This is a genomic window from Pedobacter sp. B4419 (assembly GCF_059693725.1).
In genome coordinates this window covers 1,877,825-1,902,057 of record NZ_JCASSL010000002.1, presented here as the reverse complement: position 1 = coordinate 1,902,057, position 24,233 = coordinate 1,877,825, and the positions used below count along the sequence as shown (strand labels likewise).

Below are 24,233 nucleotides of genomic sequence, written 5' to 3'. Positions count from 1 at the left end.
TTTGTGCTCATGAAACTACCAGCCATTAAAGGTTTTGACGAGGAGGCACTAAAAAAGTATTTCAAAAATACAGGCTTGCTTATTTTTGGCCGGGTTGGCAGTTTGGCAATCAAGATGGCCATCAATATTGCTGTGGCCAACTACCTTTTGCTAGACAAAAAAGGTATCCTGGAAAGTTCGTTATCCTATATTTTTCTTTTTGCTTCGCTTGCTGGCCTGGGTTTGGATAGTTTTATCGTAAAGGAACTTCACCAATATCCGCAAAAGCGCGATACCATTTTAGGCACTTCGTTTGGATTAAAAGCTGGCGCTGGCTTATTGTGCATTCCGCTGATTTACCTGGCTTGGCAGTACTTTCCGCTTTCGAATATCCCCTACCTGCTTATACTTATACTTTCCTTCACAGGCCTTTTCCAGTCCCTAACGGTTATCGATAGCTATTTCCAATCGGAAGTACAATCCAAGTATATCATGCAGGTGCAGATTGGTGGCAACATTATTTCGGCCATTGTAAAACTGGCTCTGGTTTTGGGCAAGGCCCAACTGATCTGGTTCTTTTATTCGGCTGTTTTTGATATTCTCTTGTTAAGCATTGGCTACATATTCATGTATCAACGCGGGGGCAGAAACATTTTTAACTGGAAGTACGATCCTGCACTGGCCAAAAAACTTTTCAATTTATCTTGGCCCTTGATCATTAGCGGCATTATGGTTTCGGTGTATATGAAAATAGATACCATTATGCTCAAAGAGATTTTGGGAGGCAAAAAAGGAACCGAAGCCTCTGGGGCATACAGTACTGTGGTGATGTTCAGCGAAGCCTTGAATTTTGTGCCTGTTGCTATTGTGACCTCCCTGTTCCCGGCCATTTTAAATGCCAAGCGTGATGATGCCGTTAGGTACCAGAAACGGCTACAAAACCTTTTCGATTTAATGGTTTGGTTGAGTTTGGCTTTTGCCATTTTCATTACATTGGCATCGCCGTTGATCTACAAATTATTCAAACCTGAATTTGCATCGGCAGCGCCCGTTCTTGCTGTACACGTTTGGGGCAGCATTTTTGTATTTCTGGGTGTAGCAAGTGGCCAGTTTCTCATTGCCGAAGGCTACAACAAACTTACGTTCATCCGTACCGGCATTGGGGCCATTATCAATATCATCCTCAATTTTATACTGATTCCCAAAATGGGAATGATGGGTACTGCCATAGCAACGGTGATTGCCTACTTTTCGGCCGCATTTTTAATCCTTTTTATCCCTAAAACCCGCAAGCAGGGAATTATGATGTTAAAATCATTATTTTTGGTGTCTGCATTTCAAAAAATATTCAAACGTTGAGCAAACTTAAAGCACTCGCAACCCTAATTGGAAAGCCCCACAGGCTTAATGCACTTTTATCTTATGGCCACAAGGGCTATTTGGCAACCATTGGCTGGTTTAAGGCCTTTGACACCAAGCAGGCCGTTGATGCCCAGGGACAGCCATTGCCATGGGTTACTTATTCATTTATCGATTTTATTAAAACCAGGCTCAACAAAGAACTGAGCATTTTCGAATATGGTTCGGGCAATTCTACGCTATTTTATGCCAGCAAGGTTAAGCGTGTAGTTTCTGTTGAACACGACGAAGCCTGGTACCAAAGGATCGTACAGGAAAAGGCAGCTAATTCTGAAATGATCTTTACCCATTTGGAAAAAGGCGGCGAATACAGTCAAAAGGCAAAGCTCTTGGGCGAAAAATTTGATGTGATTATTGTGGATGGCAGAGACCGCGTAAACTGTTGCAAATACAGCATCGATGCCTTAAGCGCAAACGGTGTTTTGGTACTTGATGACTCCGAACGAGAAATTTATCAGGAAGCCAGAACATTTTTAACCGAAAAAGGGTTTAAAGAATTGCCCTTTACAGGTATTTCGCCAGGTTTGTTTTATCATAAAGCTACTTCTGTTTTTTACAAGGCTGATAACTGTTTGGGCATCTAAAACCATAAGCCATTTACCATGCAAAATCTTGCGCCTATAGCCCTTTTTGTGTATAACCGTCCGAAACACACCGAACGGACCCTCAAGTTTTTGCAACAAAATGAACTGGCTTCAGAGAGCAGGCTTTTTATCTTTTCAGATGGTCCTAAAACCGCAGCCGATGAAGACAAGGTAAAAGAAGTAAGGGATTTCATTAAAAAGATCGATGGTTTTAAAGCTGTAGAGATTATAGAAAGTAAAGCCAATTTGGGTTTGGCCAATTCTGTTATTGCCGGCGTTAATCGCTTAACCCAAGCCTACGGACAGGTTATTGTTTTTGAAGACGACCTGATTTCATCGCCCTATACGCTCACTTATTTTAACGAAGCCTTAAACCGTTACCGCAACGAAGAAAAAGTAATGCACATCGGCGCCTACATGTATGCGCTTAAAAACGAAAGCTTGCCCGAAAGCTTTTTTTACAGGGCTGCTACCAGTTGGGGCTGGGCGACTTGGGCAAGGGCATGGCAACATTTCGAACCCAATATAGATACCCTGCTTGATCAATTCGATTCTAAAAAGAAACATGCTTTTTCGATAGAAAATACCATGAATTTTTGGAAACAGATGCAGGATTTCAAAAGTGGCAAAAACAATTCGTGGGCCATTCGCTGGTATGCCTCCATCTTTTTAAAGGGCGGCTTAACCTTAAATCCATCACAGTCGCTGGTGAACAACATTGGGCACGATGGCAGCGGGATCCATTCGGGCCTGAGCGATATCTATAACGTGATCATCAACCCTAGGCCAATTACGCAGTTTCCAGCAGTAATTGCCGAAGACCAACAGGCCTATCAGGCCATCAGGCATTTCTTGGCCAACCGCAAAGGCAGCCTTTGGGCAAGAATTAAGCGCTTTATTAAAGAGAAATTGAATTAACTATTCATATAAGAGTTATTCAGAAGCGCAACGCCAATACAACATGTTAAAGGCAGTCCAACTTTCAGCTACATCTTTTTTGCCTAAAACAGCAAAAAAGGATGTCGCTTCAATTTGGGCTATTTTACTTGAGACAGTGCATTATAGCCTACAAACATTTATGCAAACGAATGTCTTTGATACTTCGCCGTATGGCCTCCAAAACTTTGGAAGCAAGGGCAAATTGAAGCGTAGCACTTTCTTACATTTTTCAGATAACAAGTAAGAGCGCAGAAGTGTTGTAGCAACTTTAATTTTAGCATCTCCATTAGCACGGCTTGATCTTGCGCTATCAACGCTGAGGTTTAGCAATTGCAACAAAGGTTTGAAGCCTTGAATTTTTGGTCGCTTTTGTTTCAAGACAAAAGGACTAGCCATCGCGGCAATGAGCGGAATAATAAACTCAAGTCGTCTCTTCTATTATTATTTTCCAATATCCCTATATTAAAAGCCAATATAATTTAATTGTCCTACAAAAATTAGGTTTAGATTTGAATACATACCAAATCTATCCTCATGAATAAACTACTGATCTGCTTCCTTTTGCTATGCAGCTTTGCCTATGCGCAAAAGCCGATTAAACCTTATGGCGCTACCCCATCTAAAAGACAGCTAGCCTGGCATGATGTGGAGGTTTATGGCCTGATCCATTTTACGCCAACTACTTTCGAAGACAAGGAATGGGGCTATGGAGATGCTGATCCAAAAGTTTTCAACCCGAGTAATTTTGATGCCGAGCAAATTGTAAAAGCAGCCAAAGCTGGAGGCTTAAAAGGAATTGTATTGGTAGCCAAACACCACGATGGTTTCGCCTTATGGCCAACCAAAACCACTGATTATAACATTTCAAAAAGCCCTTTCAGAAATGGCAAAGGCGATTTGGTGAAAGAAGTACAGTTGGCTGCGCAAAAATACGGTCTAAAATTTGGCGTTTACTGTTCTCCTTGGGACAGGAATAATCCACAATATGGCACACCCAACTATTTGGCCATCTACCAAGCGCAACTAAAGGAATTATACAGCAATTACGGAACCTTGTTTATGAGCTGGCATGATGGTGCAAATGGTGGCGACGGTTATTATGGAGGCGCCAGGGAAAAGAGAAGCATAGACAATACGGTTTATTACGATTGGAAAAACACCTGGGCCATTACCCGTAAAATGCAACCTATGGCCAATATATTTAGCGATGTTGGCTTGGATGTGAGATGGGTTGGCAACGAAGAAGGCCATGCTGCCGAAACCAGTTGGGCAACTTTTACGCCCATGGCTCCACAAGGCAAAAATGTAGCTGTTCCTGGGCAGGCAAACTATCCACAGAGCCCAGAAGGCATAAGAAACGGAAAATATTGGATGCCGGCAGAATGCGATGTGCCCTTGCGAAAAGGCTGGTTTTTCCATACCAAAGAAAAGCCAAAAACACCAGAATACTTATTTGATCTGTATTTAAAAAGCGTTGGCCATGGTGCGGGCTTAGATTTGGGCTTAGCTCCAGATACCCGAGGCCAATTACATGAGGATGATGTAGCAGCATTGCAAGCTTTCGGCGCAATAGTAAAGCAGACCTTTGCCAAAAATCTGGCCAAAGGTGCTGCCATTAAATCGAGCAACACCAGAGATAAGGCTCATAGTGCTACCACATTGTTAGATGGCAACAAGCAAAGTTTTTGGGCAACTGCCGATAATGTTCATCAGGCTACTTTAGAAATGAGCCTGCCTCAGTCTCAAACATTCGATATCATCAGTCTGCAGGAATTTATCCCACTAGGGCAAAGGATTGAGGCCTATAACATCGAAATTTTAAAAGATAATGTTTGGGAAAAAATATATGAGGGCACAAGCATTGGCGCCAAAAGGCTAATTAAGCTCGCACAGCCTGTTACCGCCAGCAAACTGAGGCTAAACATTACCCAATCGCCGGTTTGCCTCACGTTAAGCGAATTTGGACTTTACAAAAAGGCATTATAGGTTGATGCTCTCCTCAACCTATAACTTATTTTTTCTTATCTAAAAAATCTCTGGGATTGGCGCTAAAAGCAATGAGGCTGTTCATTTGTTCGCTCACTTGTTTGCGGTATCGGTAATCGCCAGATTCAATGTCTTTTTTCATGAGCAAAGCTACGGCATAAGACTTTTGGGCAATTTGCTCCTTAAACTCAACTTCCAAGAGCTCCTCATCCTTGAGCGTAAGTTTTTTCATTTTCTTGATTACCGCTAAATTCTTGCTGCTGGGCGTCAAACCATTTTCTTCAATAAACGCCAATTTCTCTTCTTGGGTTAAAGAAGCCTTTAAAGTCATTATATTATTAAATTTGTTGGCATTTTCGGCATATTCAATATCAAGGCGCTTAAACTCTTCTGTTTCGTAAGTCGGACTAAACCCAATTACACCTACAGCAAATGCTAGTCCCATCATACTTGAAATTGCATACCTAGGCCACATTTTAGTTGCATCGTTGCTTTTGTAACTGAGCAGGTAGCAAGCTATAAAACCCGCAATAAAACCACCGATATGGCTGGCATTATCTGTTTGGCGATTAAGCGACCCATTAATGAGCACCAGCACTACAATAATCAGCGTACTGATGAGCAAGGCCTTATTGGCATTTTTCTCATAGGCTTTATTCGCCAATAGGGCTATAAAAGCGCCATACAAGCCCATAATAGCTCCAGATGCGCCCATCATCACTCCTTCTTGATGAAAAATTAAGCTCACCAATCCGCCACAAATACCACTAAACAGGTACACAAATAGGAACCTGCGCCAGCCCAGCTTGTTCTCTATCATCAGCCCCATATACACTAGCGCATAAAGGTTAAAGAAGAGGTGCAACAAGTTGGCATGTATAAACTGGTAGCTAAGCAACCGCCAGTATTGACCTTGCAGTACCAATTCACGATTGTTTACGCCAAAATTCAGGATCAGTTGCTTCACCTCTTTTACAAACATTTCAGGATCGATTGCTCCGGCAGTCTTTGCAAAAAAATACCTGAAGTAAATAAAGGTGAACACCAAGATAAAGCCGAAATAGAAGATGTTTAACCAAACAAGTACAGGGGTTGCCTGATAGCCTTTTTGAGGCCAAAGCAGGTAAAGGACATTCTTGATTTTGTTTTTTACCGCTAGTGGCGCCTTCTCAAAATAATCTTTGTCTTGCGCCAGGGCAAATTCATGAAACTCGGCAATGTTCTCTTCCCAGGTATCTTTGAGGTGAAACTCTACATACTCAAACTCATGAAAAAACTTCTCCAGATTTTGGTCGTTTTTGCCATAATCGTTAAACCACATTTGGAGGCCAACACATTCGCTTTTTACAATGGCAAAATTCGAATCGATACGGACAGAAATCTCCTCGCTGTACGATTGCCATGACAGCTTGGTGTAGGCGATCAGTCCGCTTTCTGAGATATGGCTCAGCTTCCAGCCCAGATTTTCGATGGCTTGCCGAGCAATGATCAGGTAGCGATCTGCCGGAAAATCACCCAGTGGAATATATTTTTCAATTTTTGGCGAATAGCCCCAACTGATGGCCATGTTTTATGGTTTTTTAGCTTCCAAAATAATATAGGGAGACAATTGCTTCGAATCAAAAGGAAAGACTTTGGTAAATACTTTCCCCGTTAGCCAAACTGCCTTTTTAAACAGCCTTACTCCTGTCGATTTTTCCTTTTCGTTTTCCAACCATAAACTAAAACGCCCAAAATAGCGCGATTGCAATACTTCTAAGCCCGCATCTTTGCAAATCTGGGCCAGCAATGCCGGATCCATACAATCGATGTTGTGCTTATCGTAATTGGCTTTGTCAAAATTCTTCTGGAACCAGCCGTTCAATGCCTTAAAATTGGGCAGGGTAATAAACAGGCTTCCACCCGGCTTTACAAAACCAATATGCCGATTAATGATATCTGCCGTATCGTTAAAATGCTCGATCAATCCGCAGCTCAATACCAAATCATACTGCTTGTCGGGCACATAACTGAACAGGTCTGTTTCAATGATATGGATATCGTCCTTTTCTAATCCGTTTACCTTTAGCAACTGTTCGGTAATTGGCGGGTGCACAAAATAATCGAGCAACGTAGCCTCCAAGTTCAGGTATTTACGCAGAAATACTGCATAATATCCCGGAAAACCGCCCAACTCAATTGCCGTTTTTACGTGGTTTTTCGCGGTTAGTTCTGCCAGTTGGCGATGAAAAAGATAGTTTTCCGGAATAACCACCGACAAATCAGTTTTGCTCTCCCAATACTTTACCCAAAAATCCCTATCGGTTAATAAATTCGACATTCTTTTTCTATTGTTATTGATATTATTGTTTAATTGTTGAACTGGTAACTGAAAACTCAAAACTGAAGACTGGTAACTGAAAACTGGTAACTATTTCAAGTCCTTCATAATTTCGGCCACCGCTCTTTCCAGTTGTGGGTCTTTATCTTGTAAACGGTCTTCAAATGTATTTTTCACATAGATATCTGGTTTCACGCCTTCTTTCTCGATATTCTTCCCGTCCATGGTATAACAGCCCCACGATGGCAAGCGATAAGAAGAACCGTCTACCAAGCCCTTGCCCGAGGTAAAGATAATCCAACGATAGCTTTCCGTACCTATTATCTTGCCCAGTTTCAATTGCTTAAATCCGGTTGCGGTCATCTCGGCATCGCTTAACGACTGTTCGTTGATCAGCAATACGATTGGTTTTACGGCTGGCGCGAAATTACTTTGTGGCGCCATTTTTCCGCCACGGTATTTCCATTGCAGGTAAGGCCTTTGCGACAAGAAACGCAACACCTCGTCGTGTACATTGCCTCCGGTATTGTAGCGCAAGTCTAAAATGATGGCGTCTTTATTGTTTTCTTGTTCTACCATATCCAACAAGAAACGCTCCAACTCACCGCCGCTCATGTTCTTCATGTAGGAGTAAGCGATACGGTTATTGCCCCATTTATTGACATTGTCTTTGTTTTGGGCAATCCATTCGTCGTACAGGTTGGTTCTCAAGGCACCGGCGCTTTGCGGATGCACATTTACATTGATTTTTTTGCCCTTGCGCATAAAGGCCAAACTCATTTCGCGATCTAGAGAAGGTTTGCTGAAATAATAGTCGCGGTCCATTTTGTCATCAACCTTAACTCCGTTCACTTCTACCAGCACATCGCCTTTCTGGATATTCTCCCCAGCTAAAAAGGCATTGCTTTTGGCAGCTACTCTGGCTACCTCATAGGGTTTTTCATTGCTAAAAAGAACACCAGTTTCATTGGTAATGTAGTTCAGGTTTTTGCGTTCTTCGGCACCAAAGCTGTTAAAGCCCATGTGCGACGAGTTGAGCTCGCCCAACATATCGTTCAATAAAATCCTTAAATCGGTTCGGTTATTTACATAAGGCAAGTATGCGGCATAACGGGTCTTCATCTTCTCCCAATCAACGCCATGGAAATTTTCGTCATAAAAATTCTCGTCCAGCCCTACCCAGGTCTCATAAAACATCTGGTTAAATTCGGCATTCAGGTTTTTGTTGAACTTATAGCCATGATCTACCTTATCCAATTTATTGGCATCTGGGTTATACTTGTTAATCACACCCCTGCTCAGCACGTAGAACTTGCCTCCACTTTCGGTAATGTTAAAATCGCCGCCATCACTTACTTTTTCGTTCTTATTGGCTTCAAAAGGTTCAATCGTGGTGCGGTAAACAGAAGCACTGCCACCATCTTGGTTGGTCATGTAGTACACAAAGGTTTTATCGCCTTTGGCAAATACATCTATCAGGTATTGGCTTCCAAAGCCTGGAGTTACCTGCTCAATGCGGTCTAATATTTTTTGGGTATTGATGGTAATCAAGGCCGGAGCTTTTGGCGTTGGCTTGGCATCTGTTTTCTTCTTGGTGGTATCGGTTGTTTTGGTATCTTTTTTATCGGTTGTTGGCTTTACCTCTTTAGGCTCGGCGGGTTTGTCTTCTTTAAACAATTCATCAAATTTATCCGAACGGAAAGGGGTATCGTAGTTGTTGAGCGCCATGCGATACACATGCGGATCGATCAAGCCTGTTGGGTAGGAAGGCTTGGTACGCGAGCTCGTAAAGTAAATGTATTTGCCATCGGGCGACCATACCGGACCTGTTTCCGTAACTCCTGTATTGGTGAGGTTAATGGTTTTGTCTTGCTTGATATCATGCACCAAAACATCCTGCTCAAAATTGCGGAAGGCTGTAAACAACACATATTGATCGTTTGGCGAAAAGCTTGGCGATGAACTCTGGATGGCCCAAAACTCATCTTTCACAATGGTTTTGCTCTCTAATGTCTTCAAGTCGAGCAAGCGCAGTTCGTTGCGGCCACTGAGGTAAACCGCCAAAGTTCTGGTCTTGTTAAAGGTAATATCTCGGTTATTGGCTTTGTCTTTGGTCAGCTGTTTGGCTGTTCCCTTCCCATCGCCAGTTAGGGTGTACCAATTCTGATAGCCATTAAAGGTTTGGTTAAACAAAATGGTTTTGTTATCTGCCATCCACTTTACTTCTAGGGCACGCTCGCCACTGTTGCTGATCTTTCTGATGAACTTGCCATCGATATCGCTTACAAAAATCTCGCCCCTTGAAATGAAAGCAAACTTTTTGCCATCGGGCGATGCATCAAAAGCAGAGATGTTTGCCCTTACTTCATATTCTTGCTCCTTGCTCAGTACCTGGTTGCGGGTGGAGCCGATGTTTACCTTTTCGGTCTTTTTCGAGGCCACATCATACACATACAATTGATAGTCTTTTTCGAAAACCACTGTAGTTCCGTTAGCCGCCACAAAAGGACGCTTAATAGAAGTTTCGAATTTGGTGAGGCCAGTTTTTTTGCCGTTTACAAAAGTGTAGAGGTTATACTCTTCGTTCCCTTCGTCTGACGCAAAAAAGACATTGCCTTTTTGATCTACACTAGCCCAAAAATCCTTACCAATATAATCGGTATAGCGTTTGTAGGCCTTGGTTTTTGGGTTGTAAGATTGGATATCGGGATTAAATGCCCCTTTGTAATGCTTGCGGTTGGCGAAGTTCTTGCTTTCCCAGGTATCATTAAAGAAAAGCTCGCCATCTGGCGCTTCGGCAATATTATGGGTGGTATTAAAGTAATTATCGAACAGGCGAACAGCAGTACCTCCGTTGATGCCCACTTTATAGCTTGAATAAGAATTATACCTTCCAGAAGTAAAGTAAATGGCTTTAGAATCCCAGCTCCAGTTGTCTACCTCGTCGGCGGCATCGTTAAAAGTCAATTGCTTGATTTCGCCTCCGGCCATTGGCATCAGGTACACATCATAATTTCCAAACTGATTGGAAGAAAAAGCCAGCCATTTGCCATCTGGCGATACGCGCGGATTAATTTCTTCGCCCTGCATAGCCGTAATGCGTGCTGCCAGTCCACCTTTTACGGGAACTTTCCAAATATCACCGTCATAACTAAATACGATATTTTGCGCATCTGGCGTTAATGAGGGATAAGCAGCAAAATAGGTTTGGTCTTGTGCTTTAACCAAAGCAGGAAGCAACAAAAGCGAAAACGCTATTGCGCCAAGCATATTCTTCTTCATAATTTTGTTTATTGGCTTTAAGGGTTGAAAATACGCAACTATTTTACAATCCTAAACAATAAAATGTATTTTTGATTGATTTGAAAGTAGTACACCTAAATACTTACGACGGAAACGGGGGCGCCGGCAGGGCCTGCTTGAGGCTGAGCAATGCACTCAATGCAAACGGCGTAAGCTCAAAAGTGATTGTGTACTATAAATTTGGCCAAAATCCTGCCATAGACACTTTTAGCAAAAACATTTTTGCCAAGTTTAGGGCGGTATTCAACATTATGGCCGAACGTTATTTGGCCAAATTATTTACCAAGGCTGTAAAAACCCCCTTTTCTTTGCAGTGGTTTGGCAAGTCGATTAAAAACCATCCCGATCTCCAAGCTGCCGATGTAATCCATCTGCATTGGGTAAACCATGGTTTCCTTTCGCCCAAAGTGCTGGCCGAACTGGATGAACTGGAGAAACCTATTGTTTGGACTTTTCACGATAGCAATGCCTTTACCGGTGGCTGCCATGTACGTTACAGCTGCGAAAATTTCCATAGGCAATGTGGCGATTGTCCTATTTTGCGTTTAAGCGGCTCTAATGATCTTTCGCACAAAACCTGGCTACGCAAACAAAAAGCCTATACCGAACTTAATTTTCATGTAGTTGCCCCCAGCAACTGGATGGCCAGCTCGGTAAAGCACAGCAGCTTGCTTGGGGTTAGGCCAACTTCGGTTATTCCGAATACCATTGAGGTAGATGTGTTTAAGCCCTACGTAAAAGCCGAGGCCAAAAAGATCTTGAAGATCAAGCCTGGGCAATTTGTCATTATGAGTGGTTTTATGCCTTCTAAAAACGACAAGCACAAAGGCACCCAATATTTGGTCGATGCATTGAACGAACTGGCATCGAGGCCCGAAATTCCGAATGAGCAGATAGAGCTGGTTATTTTTGGCAATAAAGATGAGAAAAACGTGCCCGAATTCCCTTTCAAAACTACCTTTTTGGGCACCATTAACAAAGATGAGCATTTGGCTAAGTGTTATTCGGCAGCTGATGCATTTATTACGCCATCGCTAGAAGACAACCTGCCCAATACGGTAATGGAAAGTTTGGCCTGCGCCACGCCCGTTATTGCCTTTACAACAGGGGGCATTCCTGATATGGTCAAACACTTGGAAAACGGTTATTTGGCCCGGTATGAATCGGCAAGCGACTTAGCCGATGGCATAGAATGGCTATTTTTACATGAACAACCAGAAGAGGTACAGAAGGAGGCCAGAAGAAGCGTACTAACCAATTTCGCACCTCCGGTAATTGCCAGCCAGCACGAGGAATTATATTACAAATTAATCAGCGCCTTACCTCAATAATTAGCCATGCATCCCAAACTAAGTGTCATCACCATCGTCTACAATAATGTTAAGGACATTGAACGCACGATGCTTTCGGTGCTTAACCAGACTTATAAAAACATTGAGTACATCGTAATAGACGGCAATTCTACAGACGGTACTACCGAACTCATTGCCAAATATAAAGATCGTTTGGTCAAATTTGTTTCAGAAAACGACAAAGGCATTTACGATGCCATGAACAAGGGGCTGGCATTGGCAACCGGCGATTACGTGCTGTTTATGAATTCGGGAGATGAGATTTATGCTCCAGAAACCGTAGAAGAAGTTTTTGCTTCGGCGCCATCGGGCGACATTTATTACGGTGAAACTGAGATGTACGATTCGAATTGGCAAAGTTTGGGCCAAAGGCGGCATCGTGCACCTGAGCATTTTGATTGGCACAGCTTTAAATATGGCATGAACGTAAGCCATCAGGCCATTTACATTAAACGGAGCCTTACCGAGCCTTATGACCTGCAGTACAAATACAGTTCAGATATTGATTGGATTTTAAAGGCGGCCAAAAAATCGTCGAACATTGTAAATACACATTTGTACGTGGCTAAATATTTGGTGGGTGGTATGTCTAAGCAAAAACACTTGGAAAGCCTAAAAGAACGCTTCAAGATTTTGAGCAAATATTATGGGTTTATTCCAAATGTGTTTAATCATCTATATATTGGATTTAATTTGGCCACCTACTACGTCAAACATCGTAGAACAAATGATTAGGCATGAACAAGGAATTAGAAAAAATAATCAACTTCTATGAAGAAGAAAAACAACGATTAGAAAATCTAATTCAATTTGCCATTGAAGAAAATGAGTACAAGGTAGCCCATTATCATCAAAAGGCATTGATAGCAGTGGCCGGAAAGCTTCGACAACTGAACAACTTTGAAAATCCCAATTTTGATAAAATTGCAGAACTCAATTTCTTACGCAAGCTATACGAGGGTCCTGAAAAAGAAGAACCTTTATATTATGTCAACGAAAGAGAAAAAATAGATTTACAAATAGCTCACCTTTCTCAGCTGGCTAAATCTCCAACAATTGACAGCCAAGAATTCGACGACCTGATCTTCGACATGGTTGAAGGGCGAATAAGCAAATTCCGTTTCTTTTTGGGCAGAATTGATCAAGACCTCTACCTCGATTTTGAGAAGATCGACAATCAGATTGTCATTTCTATTCCTCGCTACAAAAAACTTAGAAAAAATTATATCCTTACCAAGTCATCGAAAAGAGCCTTAAAAGGTCTCGGCTTCGAAGAAAAGAAGACAAGAAAAATATGCTCTTACATTTTGACCTGGAAGGCTTTCGCGATGCAATTGCCATCAAAACTCTTACCAGTCGGATATTATATGATGCCATTGGCTATTACCACCTGGACCAATCTGCCTTCTTGCAAATTATAGCTTAAACGAATAAATTGCCAAAAACAAAATTTTTCTTCAGGTGTCTTTAATGCATCACCTTATTAAAAAGAAGAAAATTATGGGACGTTTAAGTAACCGCACAATTGCAGTACTCTCCACCAATGGATTTGAAGAGGTTGAATTAACAGAACCTGTTAAACGCTTAAAAGAAGAAGGAGCCACTGTACATATCGTGTCGCCAGAAGGCGATAAAATAACCGCTTGGAACCACGATCACTGGTCCATTGAGGTAGATGTAGACAAAACCCTAGAAGAAGCGAATGCCGATGATTACAATGGCCTGGTTTTGCCAGGAGGCGTAATCAATCCAGATCAGTTGCGTGTAAACGACGATGCGATAGCCTTTGTAAAAGCTTTTTTCGAAGCGGGCAAGCCTGTAGCCGCCATTTGTCATGGCCCGCAGCTTTTTATCAATGCTGGCGTAGCCGATGGCAGGAAGCTCACTTCCGTTAAAAATATTTCACAAGATTTAATCAATGCCGGCGCAAACTGGGTTGATGAAGAGGTAGTGGTAGACCAAGGCTTGGTAACCAGTCGTACGCCCAAAGATTTACCTGCTTTTAACGACAAGGTGGTCGAAGAATTTGCAGAAGGCGTACACGAAGGGCAACACGCCTAAAAACAGGAATGATGTTTAGTCCTTAGATTGTCATCAACCTCGATTCTGATCTGAGACTAAACATCATTTTAAATTATTCGCTTTTAACGCTAGGATCGTTTTTCCTGAAGCGGGCAGCAATTTTGGCCAATTCATCGTCGGTTAGTTTGGTAGTTAGCTTTAATGCTTTTACAAAGGCATCTACCTCTTCTTTAGCCGCTGGGCATCCGATAATGTTTTTTCCTTTTACTTCCATACCAACGCCTTCAGGTCTTAAATGCGAATCGACCAGCAATTTGCCATCGGTATCAAAAATAAACCATACCGGAATACCAAAGCCGTCGCTGTTGTATTTTTTCAGCATATCTTCAGCGCCAGGATTTTCTGTTTTTTTGAGTTCAGGTTTATTTTCCATCACGGTTAGGTGCTTAACCACAAAACTTTTGTCGAAATAAGCTTTAACTGCCGGGTCGTTCATGCTGTCGTCCATTTTATGGCACCAGCCACACCATGAAGCATGAAACATAATGAATACTTTTTTATTTTGCGCTTTGGCCTCTTTTAACGCATCTTTTAAAACGGTTTCGGCAGGAGGCGGTGTACTTTGGGCAAAAGCCACATTTACCAATAGCATGGCTATAAAGGCAAAAAATAATGTTTTGATTTTCATCTTTTTAATTTTGTTTTCAGTGGTGATGAAGCAATCATGATGTTTTCATGCGCTTGTTTTTTACTAATTTAATGTTTTCAAATTTAATTAACCGCTATTTCTCCTTGCTTTTTACCGCACTGACCAAACTCGGCATTAGTTTTTTGGATACGAAAAAGGCATATTAGCCAAATACCGGCTCACTTTACGGTAAGGGTAATCTCCTGCACCCTGGTCTGCAAAAGCAACAATAATAGTTTTGGTGAGCGGATCAACATACAAACGTTGCCCTCGCATGCCCTCGGCCGCATATTCGCCATTAACGCCTTCTTGTGGCAGCCACCACAGGTAATGTTGCGTAGTTTTTTGCCAGCCTTTGCTGGTTACTGGTTGTCCAAAGCCAATTTTTATGGTTGCAGCTACCCAATCTTGTGGTACCACCTGTTGGCCATTGTATTTTCCGTCATTAAGGTATAAGCGACCCACCTTGGCTAAGTCAATAGCCGTAGTTTGAAAACGGCTCGCCGTATTGGTTAATCCATTTTGGTCTTGTCCCCAGCTGGCTTTATATTGGGTGCCGATCCGTTGCCACACACATTCTTGAAAATACTGCGACAAAGTTTTCTTTGTAGCCTTTTCAACTACCCAGCCCAGTAAAATAGCATCGATACTTTTGTATTGCCAGGTTTTTCCGGGGTAGTCAATGCGTTTTACCTTGAGCAGTTCGCGCTTCATGTCATCTGTATAATAATATTTGGCTTCGTCAGAGAAAAAGGCATTGATGATGCCTCCATTCGTATCGCGAAAGGCCAAGCCCGATTTCATGGTAAACAGGTCTCTCAAAATCAAAGTACTGTAGGCCGGATTAGAACTGAGTTCTGGAATATAACTCAGCACTGGTTCATCTAGGCTTTTGATGCTTCCATCGGCCAATGCCTGTCCAATTAAGATAGAAAGCATACTCTTGGCTACCGAGAAAGTAGTAACCAGCGTACTATCGCTATAGCCTTTATCATATCTCTCATACAAAATGCTGTCGTTTCTGATAACCATAAACAAATTCACTTGGCCTGCTTTCAGGTAATCCTTTAGGCTTAGGTATTGATGCTTGGCATCAAAAACCTTGATGGTATCTAAATCATTCCTTTGCTTGTCAGCACGGATAAAATGAAAGGCCGAATCGCTTGGCTGTATATAAGTTTGCGGGAAAATTTTATAGGTTTCGGCATCGGGTGTGCGGTAGCGGAGCACCTTAATGAGCACAGGTTGCCAAATAAACAAAGCGGCAAAGCCGATAATGATAATGCCCAGCAAGGTGAGCAGGCTATATTTAAAAATTTTCACAAGCTTGCTAATGAACTGCTAAAATAGCAAACTTAGGCAACTTGTGGCGGCTGGTGTTTCCATCGGCGATGGCTCCATAACCAATAGGCCGGCTCTTCTAAAATTATTTTTTCTAAAAAGCGGACGTGAAGCTCGGTAATTTCAAACTCGATTGTAGTTGACGGCTCCATGCAAATTGGCACACATTCAGCTTCATAGTAGCCCTTTTTTAAAACCGTTGTTTTAAGATAGAAAACTGCCCGATTGGTTCTTTTCGCAAGTTTCTCGATCCCTAAATGAACCGCACTCTGCTGGCTGAGAAATGGTGTCCAATAGCACAGCTCGTTTCTTGAAGGCGACTGATCGTTTCCAAAGCAAAAAATAGTTGCTTCATCTTTATGCTCTTGCAAGGCTCTTAGAGTTTGTTGCATGGCAATAAATTTATTCCCAAATCTGCCCCGTATTTTTTTAAACCAACAGTCGAAAGTTAAATTGCTCAAAGGTTTATAAAGAGGGTAGCTTGGTGCTGAAACGGCCAGCCCGAATGCCATTGTGCCCCATTCCCAATTGCCGTAATGTGCAGAACAAACCAGTACGCTCTCTCCTCTTTTCAAACAAGCTTCTAACACATCCATATTTTTAAACCGGAAGCGTTTTTGAAGCTCTTTTTTAGAGATCGTGCTCATCTTAATAATTTCAACAATAACAGCAGTAAGGTAGCCATAGTATTTCCTTTCAATAACCAAAATCTCTTCAACGGTCTTTTCAGGAAAAACATTATGCAAGTTTGCACGCACTACCTTTTTACGATAGCCAAAAACATGGTATACGAAGAAATAGAAGATCCACGCAACAACATACAAAACAGACAAAGGCAATAGGGACAATAGGGTGATCAGCAATATTCCAAAATTGGAAAAGCCCTTTTTTAGCATAGATGTGAGTATAGGTTAGTTGATAGCTTTAAGCCATAATAGCTCGCCACCTTGCATACACAACAATGATTATTGTAAATAGTTTACCAACCGTTACAATTACTGTCCCAAATTAGGATTTAAAGGAAGGAGACAGAAGGCTGAGGGTGAAAGGCTAGAGACTAAAGCAATAAAGATAAGACAGTTTTCAGTTAACAGCCTGCAATGAACACCCAAGCTAAAAACTCTGGACTTCAGACTCCAGACTATGGACTATGGACTATAAACTAACCTACTCCTTCCTATATTTCCATCTGCGGTGGCTCCATAGCCAGTAGGCAGGTTCTTCTAAGATTATTTTCTCTAAAAAGCGGACGTGAAGTTCGGTAATTTCAAATTCGGCAGTGGTTGCAGGCTCCAAACAAAGGGGCACGCATTCTACTTCGTAATAGCCTTTTTTGAGCACCTTGGTTTTAAGATAGAATACCGGCCTGTTTGTTTTTCGGGCTATTTTTTCAATGCCCAACTGAATTGCGCTGGGCTGGCCTAGAAAGGTTGTCCAATAGTTTAATTCGTCTTTAGAAGGCGATTGGTCGTTGCCGAAACAGAAAACACTTGGCCCATTTTTACTTTCTTGCAAGGCTCTTAAAGTCCTTTTCATGGCAATTAGCCGATTACCGAACCTACTCCTCACTTTTCGTATCCAACAATCAAAAACCACATCGCTCATTGGCTTATAAATGGGATAGTTTTTCGCAGAAATAGCCAAGCCAAATGACAAGGTGCCCCACTCCCAATTGCCGTAATGGGCCGAACAGATCAGTATGCTTTGCCCTCTTTTAAAGTATTCTTCTAATATCTCTATATTTTTAAACCTAAAGCGACGCTGCAGTTCAGCCTTGGAGATAGATTTCATTTTAACGATTTCTACAACCAAAGCCGTAAGGTAAGCATAGAATTTCTTTTCAATAGCCAAAAGCTCGGCTGGGGTCTTTTCGGGGAAAACGCTGCGCAAATTTGCACGTACTACTTTTTTACGATAGCCAAAAACATGGTACACGAAGAAATAGAAGATCCACGCGATCACATATAAAACAGACAAAGGCAATAGGGACAATAGGGTGATCAAAAATATTCCAAAATAGGATAAACCCTTTGCAAACATAGATGGGGATTATAGGTTAGTTGATAGTTTCAAAACATTAGATAGCAATCATCATTGCATTCTACAACAATGCTTGCTATAAAATCGTTTGAGAAATCACGCAATTACCATGCCCAAGTGAGGGTTGAAGGCTGAAAGTAGGAAAGGTAAGAAGGAAGATGAAAGATGGACTTCAGACTGCCGACTAAGGACTATCGACTATAAACTAACCCAGCTCCTTTTTATATTTCCATCGGCGGTGGCTCCATAACCAATAGGCAGGTTCTTCGATGATCATTTGCTCTAAAAACCTGATGTGGAGTTCGGTAATTTCGTATTCGGCTGTAGTTGATGGTTCCATGCAAATTGGTACACATTCCATTTCGTAGTAGCCTCTTTTAATCACCCTTGTTTTGAGGTAAAACACCGGACGATTGGTTTTTTTGGCTATTTTCTCTATACCCAATTGTACCGAACTCTCCTGGTTGAGGAAGCTTGTCCAATAATGCGATTCGTCTTTAGAAGGTGCCTGATCATTGGCAAAGCAGAACACGCTTGCCTCGGCTTTACTGCCTTGTACGGCTCTTAAGGTTTGGCGCATGGCAATTGCCTTGTTTCCAAATCTGGTTCTTACCTTATAAAACCATTCTTCGAAAGTGGCGTTGTTTAGCGGCTTGTAAATGATATAGTTTTGTGCGCTTCCAGTTAGGCCGAGGCTTAAACCCGCCCATTCCCAGTTGCCATAATGTGCAGTGCAGATCAGCGTGCCTTCGTTTTTCTGCCAATAGGCCTCCATCAAGTCGAGGTTCTTAAACGTAAAGCGCTTTTGTACTTCTTTTGCAGAAATGCTGTCCATCTTCACTATTTCTACCATCAACGAAACAAGGTAACGATAGAACTTCTTTTCTATGGAGATGATTTCTTCCAGTTTTTTATCTGGAAATACACTTTGGAGGTTTTCGCGGGTAACTTTTCTACGATAGCCAATTACATGATAAACCAATAAATAAACTCCATCGGCCAGAAAATAAAGCACAGACATTGGCAATAGGGCCAAGAGCTTTAAAAAGAAAAGACCGATGTAAGTAAATACTTTTTCTAACATAAGCTAATTCAAGGGCAGCAAAATTAAGCATTTAACCTGCCTCGTGCATGGATTCGGCACCTCATTATGTTAGCTATCAGCAATTTTTACATTTTGTTAAGATTTATTTAGGGTGGTAAAGGGTTGAAGGAAGAAGGGAAAGTGGAAGATGTGAGATGGTAGATGTGATTAGGGTCAAGGCAGAAAATTCAGTCAGTTTTTAGTTAACAATTTGCCCTAACTATCATTTCAGAACGCTCGACTTCAGCCTATGGACTATTAAGCAAGCTCCTTCTTATATTTCCACCGGCGGTGGCTCCACAACCAATAGGCAGGTTCTTTACGAATCATGTTTTCCAAAAAGCGGGTATGCATTTCTGTAATTTCAAACTCTGCAGTTTCCTGCGGATTTAAACAAAGCGGCACAAATTCTGCTTCGTAATAGCCTTCTTTTACAGATGTTACGTTAAAATAAAATATTGGCCTATTTGTTTTTCTGGCTATTTTTTCGATCCCCAACTGGATGGAACTCTCCTGGTGAAGCAAGGTAGTCCAATAATGCGATTCGTCTTTTGATGGAGCCTGATCGCTGCCAAAACAAAAAATACTGGCTTCGCCTTTGCTGGCCTGTATGGCTCTTAGCGTTTGGCGCATGGAAATCAGTTTACTGCCAAACCTGCTTCTTGCTTTTTGAAACCAATCATCAAATATCGGATTATTTAAAGGCTTGTAGATCGGATAGTTTTGGCCAGAAGCCGCGAGGCCGATAGCAACCGAACCCCACTCCCAATTGCCATAATGCGCGGCGCATAACAGCACACCTTCGCCTTTTGCAAAATAGGATTCCATCAGTTCCGATTTTTTGATCTGGAAACGTTTTTCCAGCTCTTTCTTCGAGATCGAACTCATTTTAACAATCTCAACAACCAATGCAGCCAAATACCTGTAGAACTTTTTTTCGATCAGCTTACGTTCTTCGGCGCTTTTCTCAGGCAATGCCACTCTTAGGTTTTCTCTTACTACGTTTAGGCGATAACCGATCACACGGTAAAGCAAAAAATACATTACCCTTGCCAAAGCATATAAAAATGGCATAGGCAACAGGGATAACAGGTTCAAGAAAAAAATACCTACGTGGTTAAGAGCTCTTTGAAACATAAATCATTTAAGACAACAAAATAATGCATTTAGTTGCCCATTTACTAGTTTGCAGGCTTTATAATATGATTGCCTCACAATTTTTACATAAAAAAGCCCCAAAGAATACTCCTTGGGGCATATAATTAATTTATCGCTAACTTACGATTGGAATTTTTTAGCATTGATTTTGCGTTCGTTCTCTGTTAAGTAGATCTTGCGCAAACGCATACTTACCGGTGTAACTTCGATGTACTCGTCAGCCTGGATATATTCCATTGATTCTTCTAACGAAAATTTGATAGCCGGTGCAATACGGGCATTGTCATCACTACCAGAAGCACGCATATTGGTCAAGGCTTTTCCTTTTACCACGTTTACTACCAAATCATTATCGCGAATGTGCTCGCCCATGATCTGTCCTTCATAAACATCAACTCCAGGATCAACAAAGAAACGGCCCCTATCTTGCAGCTTATCGATTGAGTAAGCAGTAGTTTGACCTTTTTCCATCGATACCAATACGCCATTTAAACGGCCAGGGATAGTACCTTTCCAAGGCTCGTAAGCTTTGAAACGGTGTGCCATAATTGCTTCTCCTGCTGTTGCAGTTAAAACATTGTTACGCAAACCGATGATACCACGTGATGGGATTTCGAACTCCAAGTGTTGCAAATCGCCTTTTGGCTCCATGATCAACAGCTCGCCTTTGCGCTGCGTTACCAACTCGATTACCTTACCAGCAACCTCGCCCGGCACATCAACGATTAAAGTTTCGATAGGCTCGTGTTTCTTGCCATCAATTTCTTTAACGATAACCTGTGGCTGACCAACTTGGATTTCGTAGCCTTCGCGACGCATCGTTTCGATCAATACAGATAAATGCAGAATACCTCTACCATATACCAACCATGAATCTGGAGATTCTGTCTCAACCACTTTAAGGGCCAAGTTTTTCTCCATTTCTTTATTCAAACGGTCTTTGATACGTTGCGAGGTTACCAATTTGCCTTCTTTACCAAAAAACGGAGAGTTGTTAATGGTAAACAACATGTTCATGGTAGGCTCATCAATTTTGATTACTGGCAATTGTTCTGGTGCATCGAAATCGGCAATGGTATCGCCAATATCAAAACCATCAATACCTACAACGGCACAAATATCGCCTGAACTAACTTCGGTAGCCTTTACTTTACCCAAGCCTTCAAATATGTATAGTTCTTTAACCCTCGATTTCACCATTTTGCCATCGCGTTTAATCAAAGTAACCGGTTGGTTTTCTTTAATTGTGCCACGGTGTACACGGCCAATTGCAATACGGCCTACAAATGAAGAATAATCCAAAGAAGTGATCTGCATTTGCAAAGTACCTTCGTTTATCGGTGCCGGAGGGATGGTTGATACCACTGTATCCAACAAAGCAAAAATATCTGTTGTTGGAACTTTCCAGTCTGTGCTCATCCAACCTTGTTTAGACGAACCGTAAATTACCGGAAAATCCAATTGGTCTTCTGTAGCTTCCAAGTTGAAGAAAAGTTCGAAGATCTGTTCGTAAACTTCTTCTGGACGACAGTTTTCTTTATCAACCTTGTTTACCACTACAATTGGTTTCAAACCTAGCGAAAGTGCTTTTTGGGTTACGAAACGGGTTTGTGGCATGGCACCTTCAAAGGCATCACATAACAAAAGTACGCCATCGGCCATTTTAAGTACACGTTCTACCTCACCGCCAAAGTCGGCGTGACCAGGTGTATCAATGATGTTGATTTTTACATCCTTGTATTTTACAGAAACGTTTTTTGATACAATGGTAATTCCTCGCTCGCGCTCCAAATCGTTGTTGTCCAATATCAACTCTCCTGTCTGTTCGTTATCACGAAAAATAGAACAAGAGTGTAAAATCTTATCAACCAAAGTGGTTTTACCGTGGTCAACGTGTGCTATAATAGCTATGTTTCTAATCTTTTGCATAAAATGCGCCTCTAAATTTGGCGCAAAGATAAGGTTTTTTATTGAATTTTCAGGCCATTTGCTTAAAGAAGCAACGATTATCTTTTTGTTAAATTTTGAGAATCAATGTTTTGCCACTTGGTTAGGGCGAAGACGCATTTGAAAGCCTAATCCTCGACAACAGGATAAAACCCATGACAACGATAATTAAACCAAGGCCTCCAAGCTCAATCATCAACCATTTTGTAGTTTTAAAAGGCACGTATTTAAAAATAGGGAGGTAAGGCCTATGCGCTTGAGCAAACGACTTTATGCTTACAAAATTCTGTACGCCCTTATCGGTTATTGTAGAGATTTCGCCATCAAAATGTTCTACAATAATCTTTCGCCTTTGTTCAAATTCTTTTAAAAATTCTTCCTTCTTTTTTACGGCCAGTACAGCCATTGGAAGCGAATCGCCGACATGTGCATAAATCGCTATGCCATCGTCTTGCTGCTTAAAAAACTGTTGTTTAAACACAAAACCACTCAGTTCGCTTTGCACGTTCAACGTATCGAGTTTGGGATCGCTGATATTTACCTGCGGATAGGTTTTATTTTTGGCTTCAACAAACCTGTAAATCGCATTGCCAAAAAACACGAGGGCAATTACCAAAATAAATGCAGGTTTTACGATACTAAAGTTCATCGCTAAAAGCTAATTTAGGTGGAATAGAAAATAGTGAGCATAAAAACATGTCACTAGTTTTGGTCAAACAAACACAAAATTAATGACATGTTCCATTATAAATTGAAGGAAACTTCTCCTTCAAATGTTACGCTACATAACAAATTGGCATCGGATCGCTGTAGATGTAATCACCAAAAGGTCCTAGCGCAATACAATAACACCCTGAACCACTTCCATCAATGGAAGAGCCACAATCGCCATAATAGGTTTCAGACAAATACTCGAAAGAGCATGATGATGTAGAACAAGAGCCTTTATCGGCTGCGCCACCAAGCACTTTGCGTAGCTCAGCTTTACTCAATAGGTTTGCTTTTTTCATTTTCTGGTTGTTTAAAATAATACAATATTTTTTCCAGCCCTTAACTGGCACCAGTTAAATTACAAACTTAAACCTGCAAAAACCACAAAACCTATTAACAAACAAAATATTGGCACACTTTACACCAGAAAAAGACCCATGAAGAAATAACTGGAATTTTAGCACCTTAAAGAATGGCAGTAAAAACAAAAAGTAGTGCTAAAATTACGTTTCGTTCTATTTCCCAAAAGCCCATTCTAAAAAAGCCGGCATGGCTTTGGCCCAGGTAGGCACATCGTGCTTGCCACCCACCATTTCGAAGTAAAAGATATCATGCGGACGCTTGTAGCCTTTTTGCATTAGTTCTTTTACCACATCAATGGTATCATCTATCGAATCGATGATAAAGTTATGGTTACGGTCGGCCAACTCATCATCGGTTCCGGTCATTAGCCAAAACTTCAGCGCCGGATTGGTTTTGGTTTCGCGAACCATCTGGTGCAAAATACGGTCGTTATCTGTATAGCCAGCGCTGAGGTCTTTTTTGCGCCACCAAAACGAACCTGAAAATACACCAACGGCATCAAAATAATTGTCATTGTTCCAGGCAATGTCAAAAGCAGTTAAACCGCCCAGCGAAAAACCGGCAATGGCTCTTTTGCCATTAATAGTTGCTTTTACCTCGCTTTGTACATAAGGCAACAGTTCTTTAATGATAAAGTCGGTATACGACTGGGCCTTTGAACCTCTTTTTTTAAAATCAGGTTTGCCCGCTACGCCATACTCCAGTACACGCTCTGTTCCTGCCTTAATGCCCACTACAACAGTCGGCTCGATCTTCCATTTTTCGTAAAGATTGTTCAGCATTTGCTCCATCTCCATCTGGTCAAGATCTTGGCCATCATTCAACAGCAAAAGGTTTACCCTTTCATTGCCCATTAGATTGTCTGGGCTGAAAATTTCAATTTCAACCTCTCTCTTCAAATAAACCGATTGGAACTGGTGAAGCGTTTTAATAACAGTGGGTAGTAATAATGTGGTGTACATGGTCAACAAATAGCGTTCTCACTAAATCAGGCGCA

At 41.6% G+C, this 24,233-nt stretch carries 21 protein-coding genes; 8 read left to right on the top strand and 13 right to left on the bottom strand.

Annotation, left to right across the window (positions count from 1 at the left end):
* Positions 1 to 9: 9 nt before the first annotated feature.
* The 4 genes from AC570H_RS19760 to AC570H_RS19745 all read left to right on the top strand — a co-directional run bounded on the left by AC570H_RS19760 (position 10) and on the right by AC570H_RS19745 (position 4,907).
* A complete protein-coding gene (locus AC570H_RS19760) occupies positions 10 to 1,338 on the top strand; it encodes a flippase (protein WP_497358104.1) in 1,329 nt (442 codons plus the stop codon).
* Positions 1,335 to 1,982 carry a class I SAM-dependent methyltransferase gene (locus AC570H_RS19755; protein WP_497358102.1) on the top strand — a complete coding sequence of 216 codons (648 nt, stop codon included), beginning with the start codon at positions 1,335 to 1,337 and terminating at the stop codon, positions 1,980 to 1,982. Before AC570H_RS19760 ends, AC570H_RS19755 begins: the two co-directional genes overlap by 4 nt.
* Before the next feature lie 18 nt (positions 1,983 to 2,000).
* A complete protein-coding gene (locus tag AC570H_RS19750; RefSeq protein ID WP_497358100.1) occupies positions 2,001 to 2,900 on the top strand; it encodes a glycosyltransferase family protein in 900 nt (299 codons plus the stop codon).
* 555 nt (positions 2,901 to 3,455) lie between these two features.
* A complete protein-coding gene (locus tag AC570H_RS19745; protein WP_497358098.1) occupies positions 3,456 to 4,907 on the top strand; it encodes an alpha-L-fucosidase in 1,452 nt (483 codons plus the stop codon).
* Positions 4,908 to 4,932: 25 nt separating this feature from the next.
* Here AC570H_RS19745 and AC570H_RS19740 read toward each other — a convergent pair whose 3' ends face one another.
* The 3 genes from AC570H_RS19740 to AC570H_RS19730 form a co-directional block, all read right to left on the bottom strand.
* Positions 4,933 to 6,474, bottom strand: coding sequence for a rhomboid family intramembrane serine protease (locus AC570H_RS19740; RefSeq protein WP_497358096.1), 1,542 nt, complete (start codon positions 6,472 to 6,474; stop codon positions 4,933 to 4,935).
* 3 nt (positions 6,475 to 6,477) lie between these two features.
* Complete coding sequence (locus AC570H_RS19735) at positions 6,478 to 7,227, bottom strand: class I SAM-dependent methyltransferase (protein ID WP_497358091.1); 750 nt, start codon at positions 7,225 to 7,227, stop codon at positions 6,478 to 6,480.
* Positions 7,228 to 7,317: 90 nt separating this feature from the next.
* Positions 7,318 to 10,509 carry a S41 family peptidase gene (locus tag AC570H_RS19730; RefSeq protein WP_497358085.1) on the bottom strand — a complete coding sequence of 1,064 codons (3,192 nt, stop codon included), beginning with the start codon at positions 10,507 to 10,509 and terminating at the stop codon, positions 7,318 to 7,320.
* 71 nt (positions 10,510 to 10,580) lie between these two features.
* On the opposite strand from AC570H_RS19730, the gene AC570H_RS19725 reads away from it, so the two are divergent.
* The 4 genes from AC570H_RS19725 to AC570H_RS19710 all read left to right on the top strand — a co-directional run bounded on the left by AC570H_RS19725 (position 10,581) and on the right by AC570H_RS19710 (position 13,943).
* Entirely contained in the window at positions 10,581 to 11,861 is a 1,281-nt protein-coding gene (locus AC570H_RS19725) for a glycosyltransferase (protein WP_497358082.1), read from the top strand.
* A 6-nt stretch (positions 11,862 to 11,867) separates the two neighbouring features.
* Positions 11,868 to 12,617: a glycosyltransferase family 2 protein gene (locus AC570H_RS19720; RefSeq protein WP_497358078.1), complete on the top strand. Its 750-nt coding sequence runs from the start codon at positions 11,868 to 11,870 to the stop codon at positions 12,615 to 12,617.
* A 2-nt stretch (positions 12,618 to 12,619) separates the two neighbouring features.
* On the top strand, positions 12,620 to 13,303 hold the full coding sequence (locus AC570H_RS19715) for a hypothetical protein (RefSeq protein ID WP_497358071.1): 684 nt from the start codon (positions 12,620 to 12,622) through the stop codon (positions 13,301 to 13,303).
* Between the two features lie 79 nt (positions 13,304 to 13,382).
* Positions 13,383 to 13,943, top strand: coding sequence for a type 1 glutamine amidotransferase domain-containing protein (locus AC570H_RS19710; protein ID WP_497358069.1), 561 nt, complete (start codon positions 13,383 to 13,385; stop codon positions 13,941 to 13,943).
* A 73-nt stretch (positions 13,944 to 14,016) separates the two neighbouring features.
* Here the strand turns inward: AC570H_RS19710 and AC570H_RS19705 are convergent, their stop codons facing one another.
* The 10 genes from AC570H_RS19705 to AC570H_RS19660 all read right to left on the bottom strand — a co-directional run bounded on the left by AC570H_RS19705 (position 14,017) and on the right by AC570H_RS19660 (position 24,198).
* Positions 14,017 to 14,592: a thioredoxin family protein gene (locus tag AC570H_RS19705; RefSeq protein ID WP_497358067.1), complete on the bottom strand. Its 576-nt coding sequence runs from the start codon at positions 14,590 to 14,592 to the stop codon at positions 14,017 to 14,019.
* 135 nt (positions 14,593 to 14,727) lie between these two features.
* Positions 14,728 to 15,915 (bottom strand): serine hydrolase domain-containing protein, encoded by a 1,188-nt coding sequence (locus AC570H_RS19700; protein WP_497358065.1) that lies wholly within the window; start codon positions 15,913 to 15,915, stop codon positions 14,728 to 14,730.
* A 32-nt stretch (positions 15,916 to 15,947) separates the two neighbouring features.
* Entirely contained in the window at positions 15,948 to 16,829 is an 882-nt protein-coding gene (locus AC570H_RS19695; RefSeq protein WP_497358063.1) for a lysophospholipid acyltransferase family protein, read from the bottom strand.
* Between the two features lie 271 nt (positions 16,830 to 17,100).
* On the bottom strand, positions 17,101 to 17,973 hold the full coding sequence (locus AC570H_RS19690) for a lysophospholipid acyltransferase family protein (protein WP_497358061.1): 873 nt from the start codon (positions 17,971 to 17,973) through the stop codon (positions 17,101 to 17,103).
* Between the two features lie 205 nt (positions 17,974 to 18,178).
* Complete coding sequence (locus tag AC570H_RS19685; protein ID WP_497358059.1) at positions 18,179 to 19,057, bottom strand: lysophospholipid acyltransferase family protein; 879 nt, start codon at positions 19,055 to 19,057, stop codon at positions 18,179 to 18,181.
* Between the two features lie 258 nt (positions 19,058 to 19,315).
* A complete protein-coding gene (locus AC570H_RS19680) occupies positions 19,316 to 20,194 on the bottom strand; it encodes a lysophospholipid acyltransferase family protein (protein ID WP_497358057.1) in 879 nt (292 codons plus the stop codon).
* 141 nt (positions 20,195 to 20,335) lie between these two features.
* Complete coding sequence (gene typA / locus AC570H_RS19675) at positions 20,336 to 22,144, bottom strand: translational GTPase TypA (protein WP_497358055.1); 1,809 nt, start codon at positions 22,142 to 22,144, stop codon at positions 20,336 to 20,338.
* Positions 22,145 to 22,265: 121 nt separating this feature from the next.
* A complete protein-coding gene (locus tag AC570H_RS19670) occupies positions 22,266 to 22,811 on the bottom strand; it encodes a hypothetical protein (protein ID WP_497358053.1) in 546 nt (181 codons plus the stop codon).
* 127 nt (positions 22,812 to 22,938) lie between these two features.
* Positions 22,939 to 23,172, bottom strand: a complete 234-nt coding sequence (locus tag AC570H_RS19665) for a hypothetical protein (protein WP_497358051.1) — start codon at positions 23,170 to 23,172, stop codon at positions 22,939 to 22,941.
* A 216-nt stretch (positions 23,173 to 23,388) separates the two neighbouring features.
* A complete protein-coding gene (locus AC570H_RS19660) occupies positions 23,389 to 24,198 on the bottom strand; it encodes an alpha/beta hydrolase (RefSeq protein WP_497358049.1) in 810 nt (269 codons plus the stop codon).
* Positions 24,199 to 24,233 lie beyond the last annotated feature (35 nt).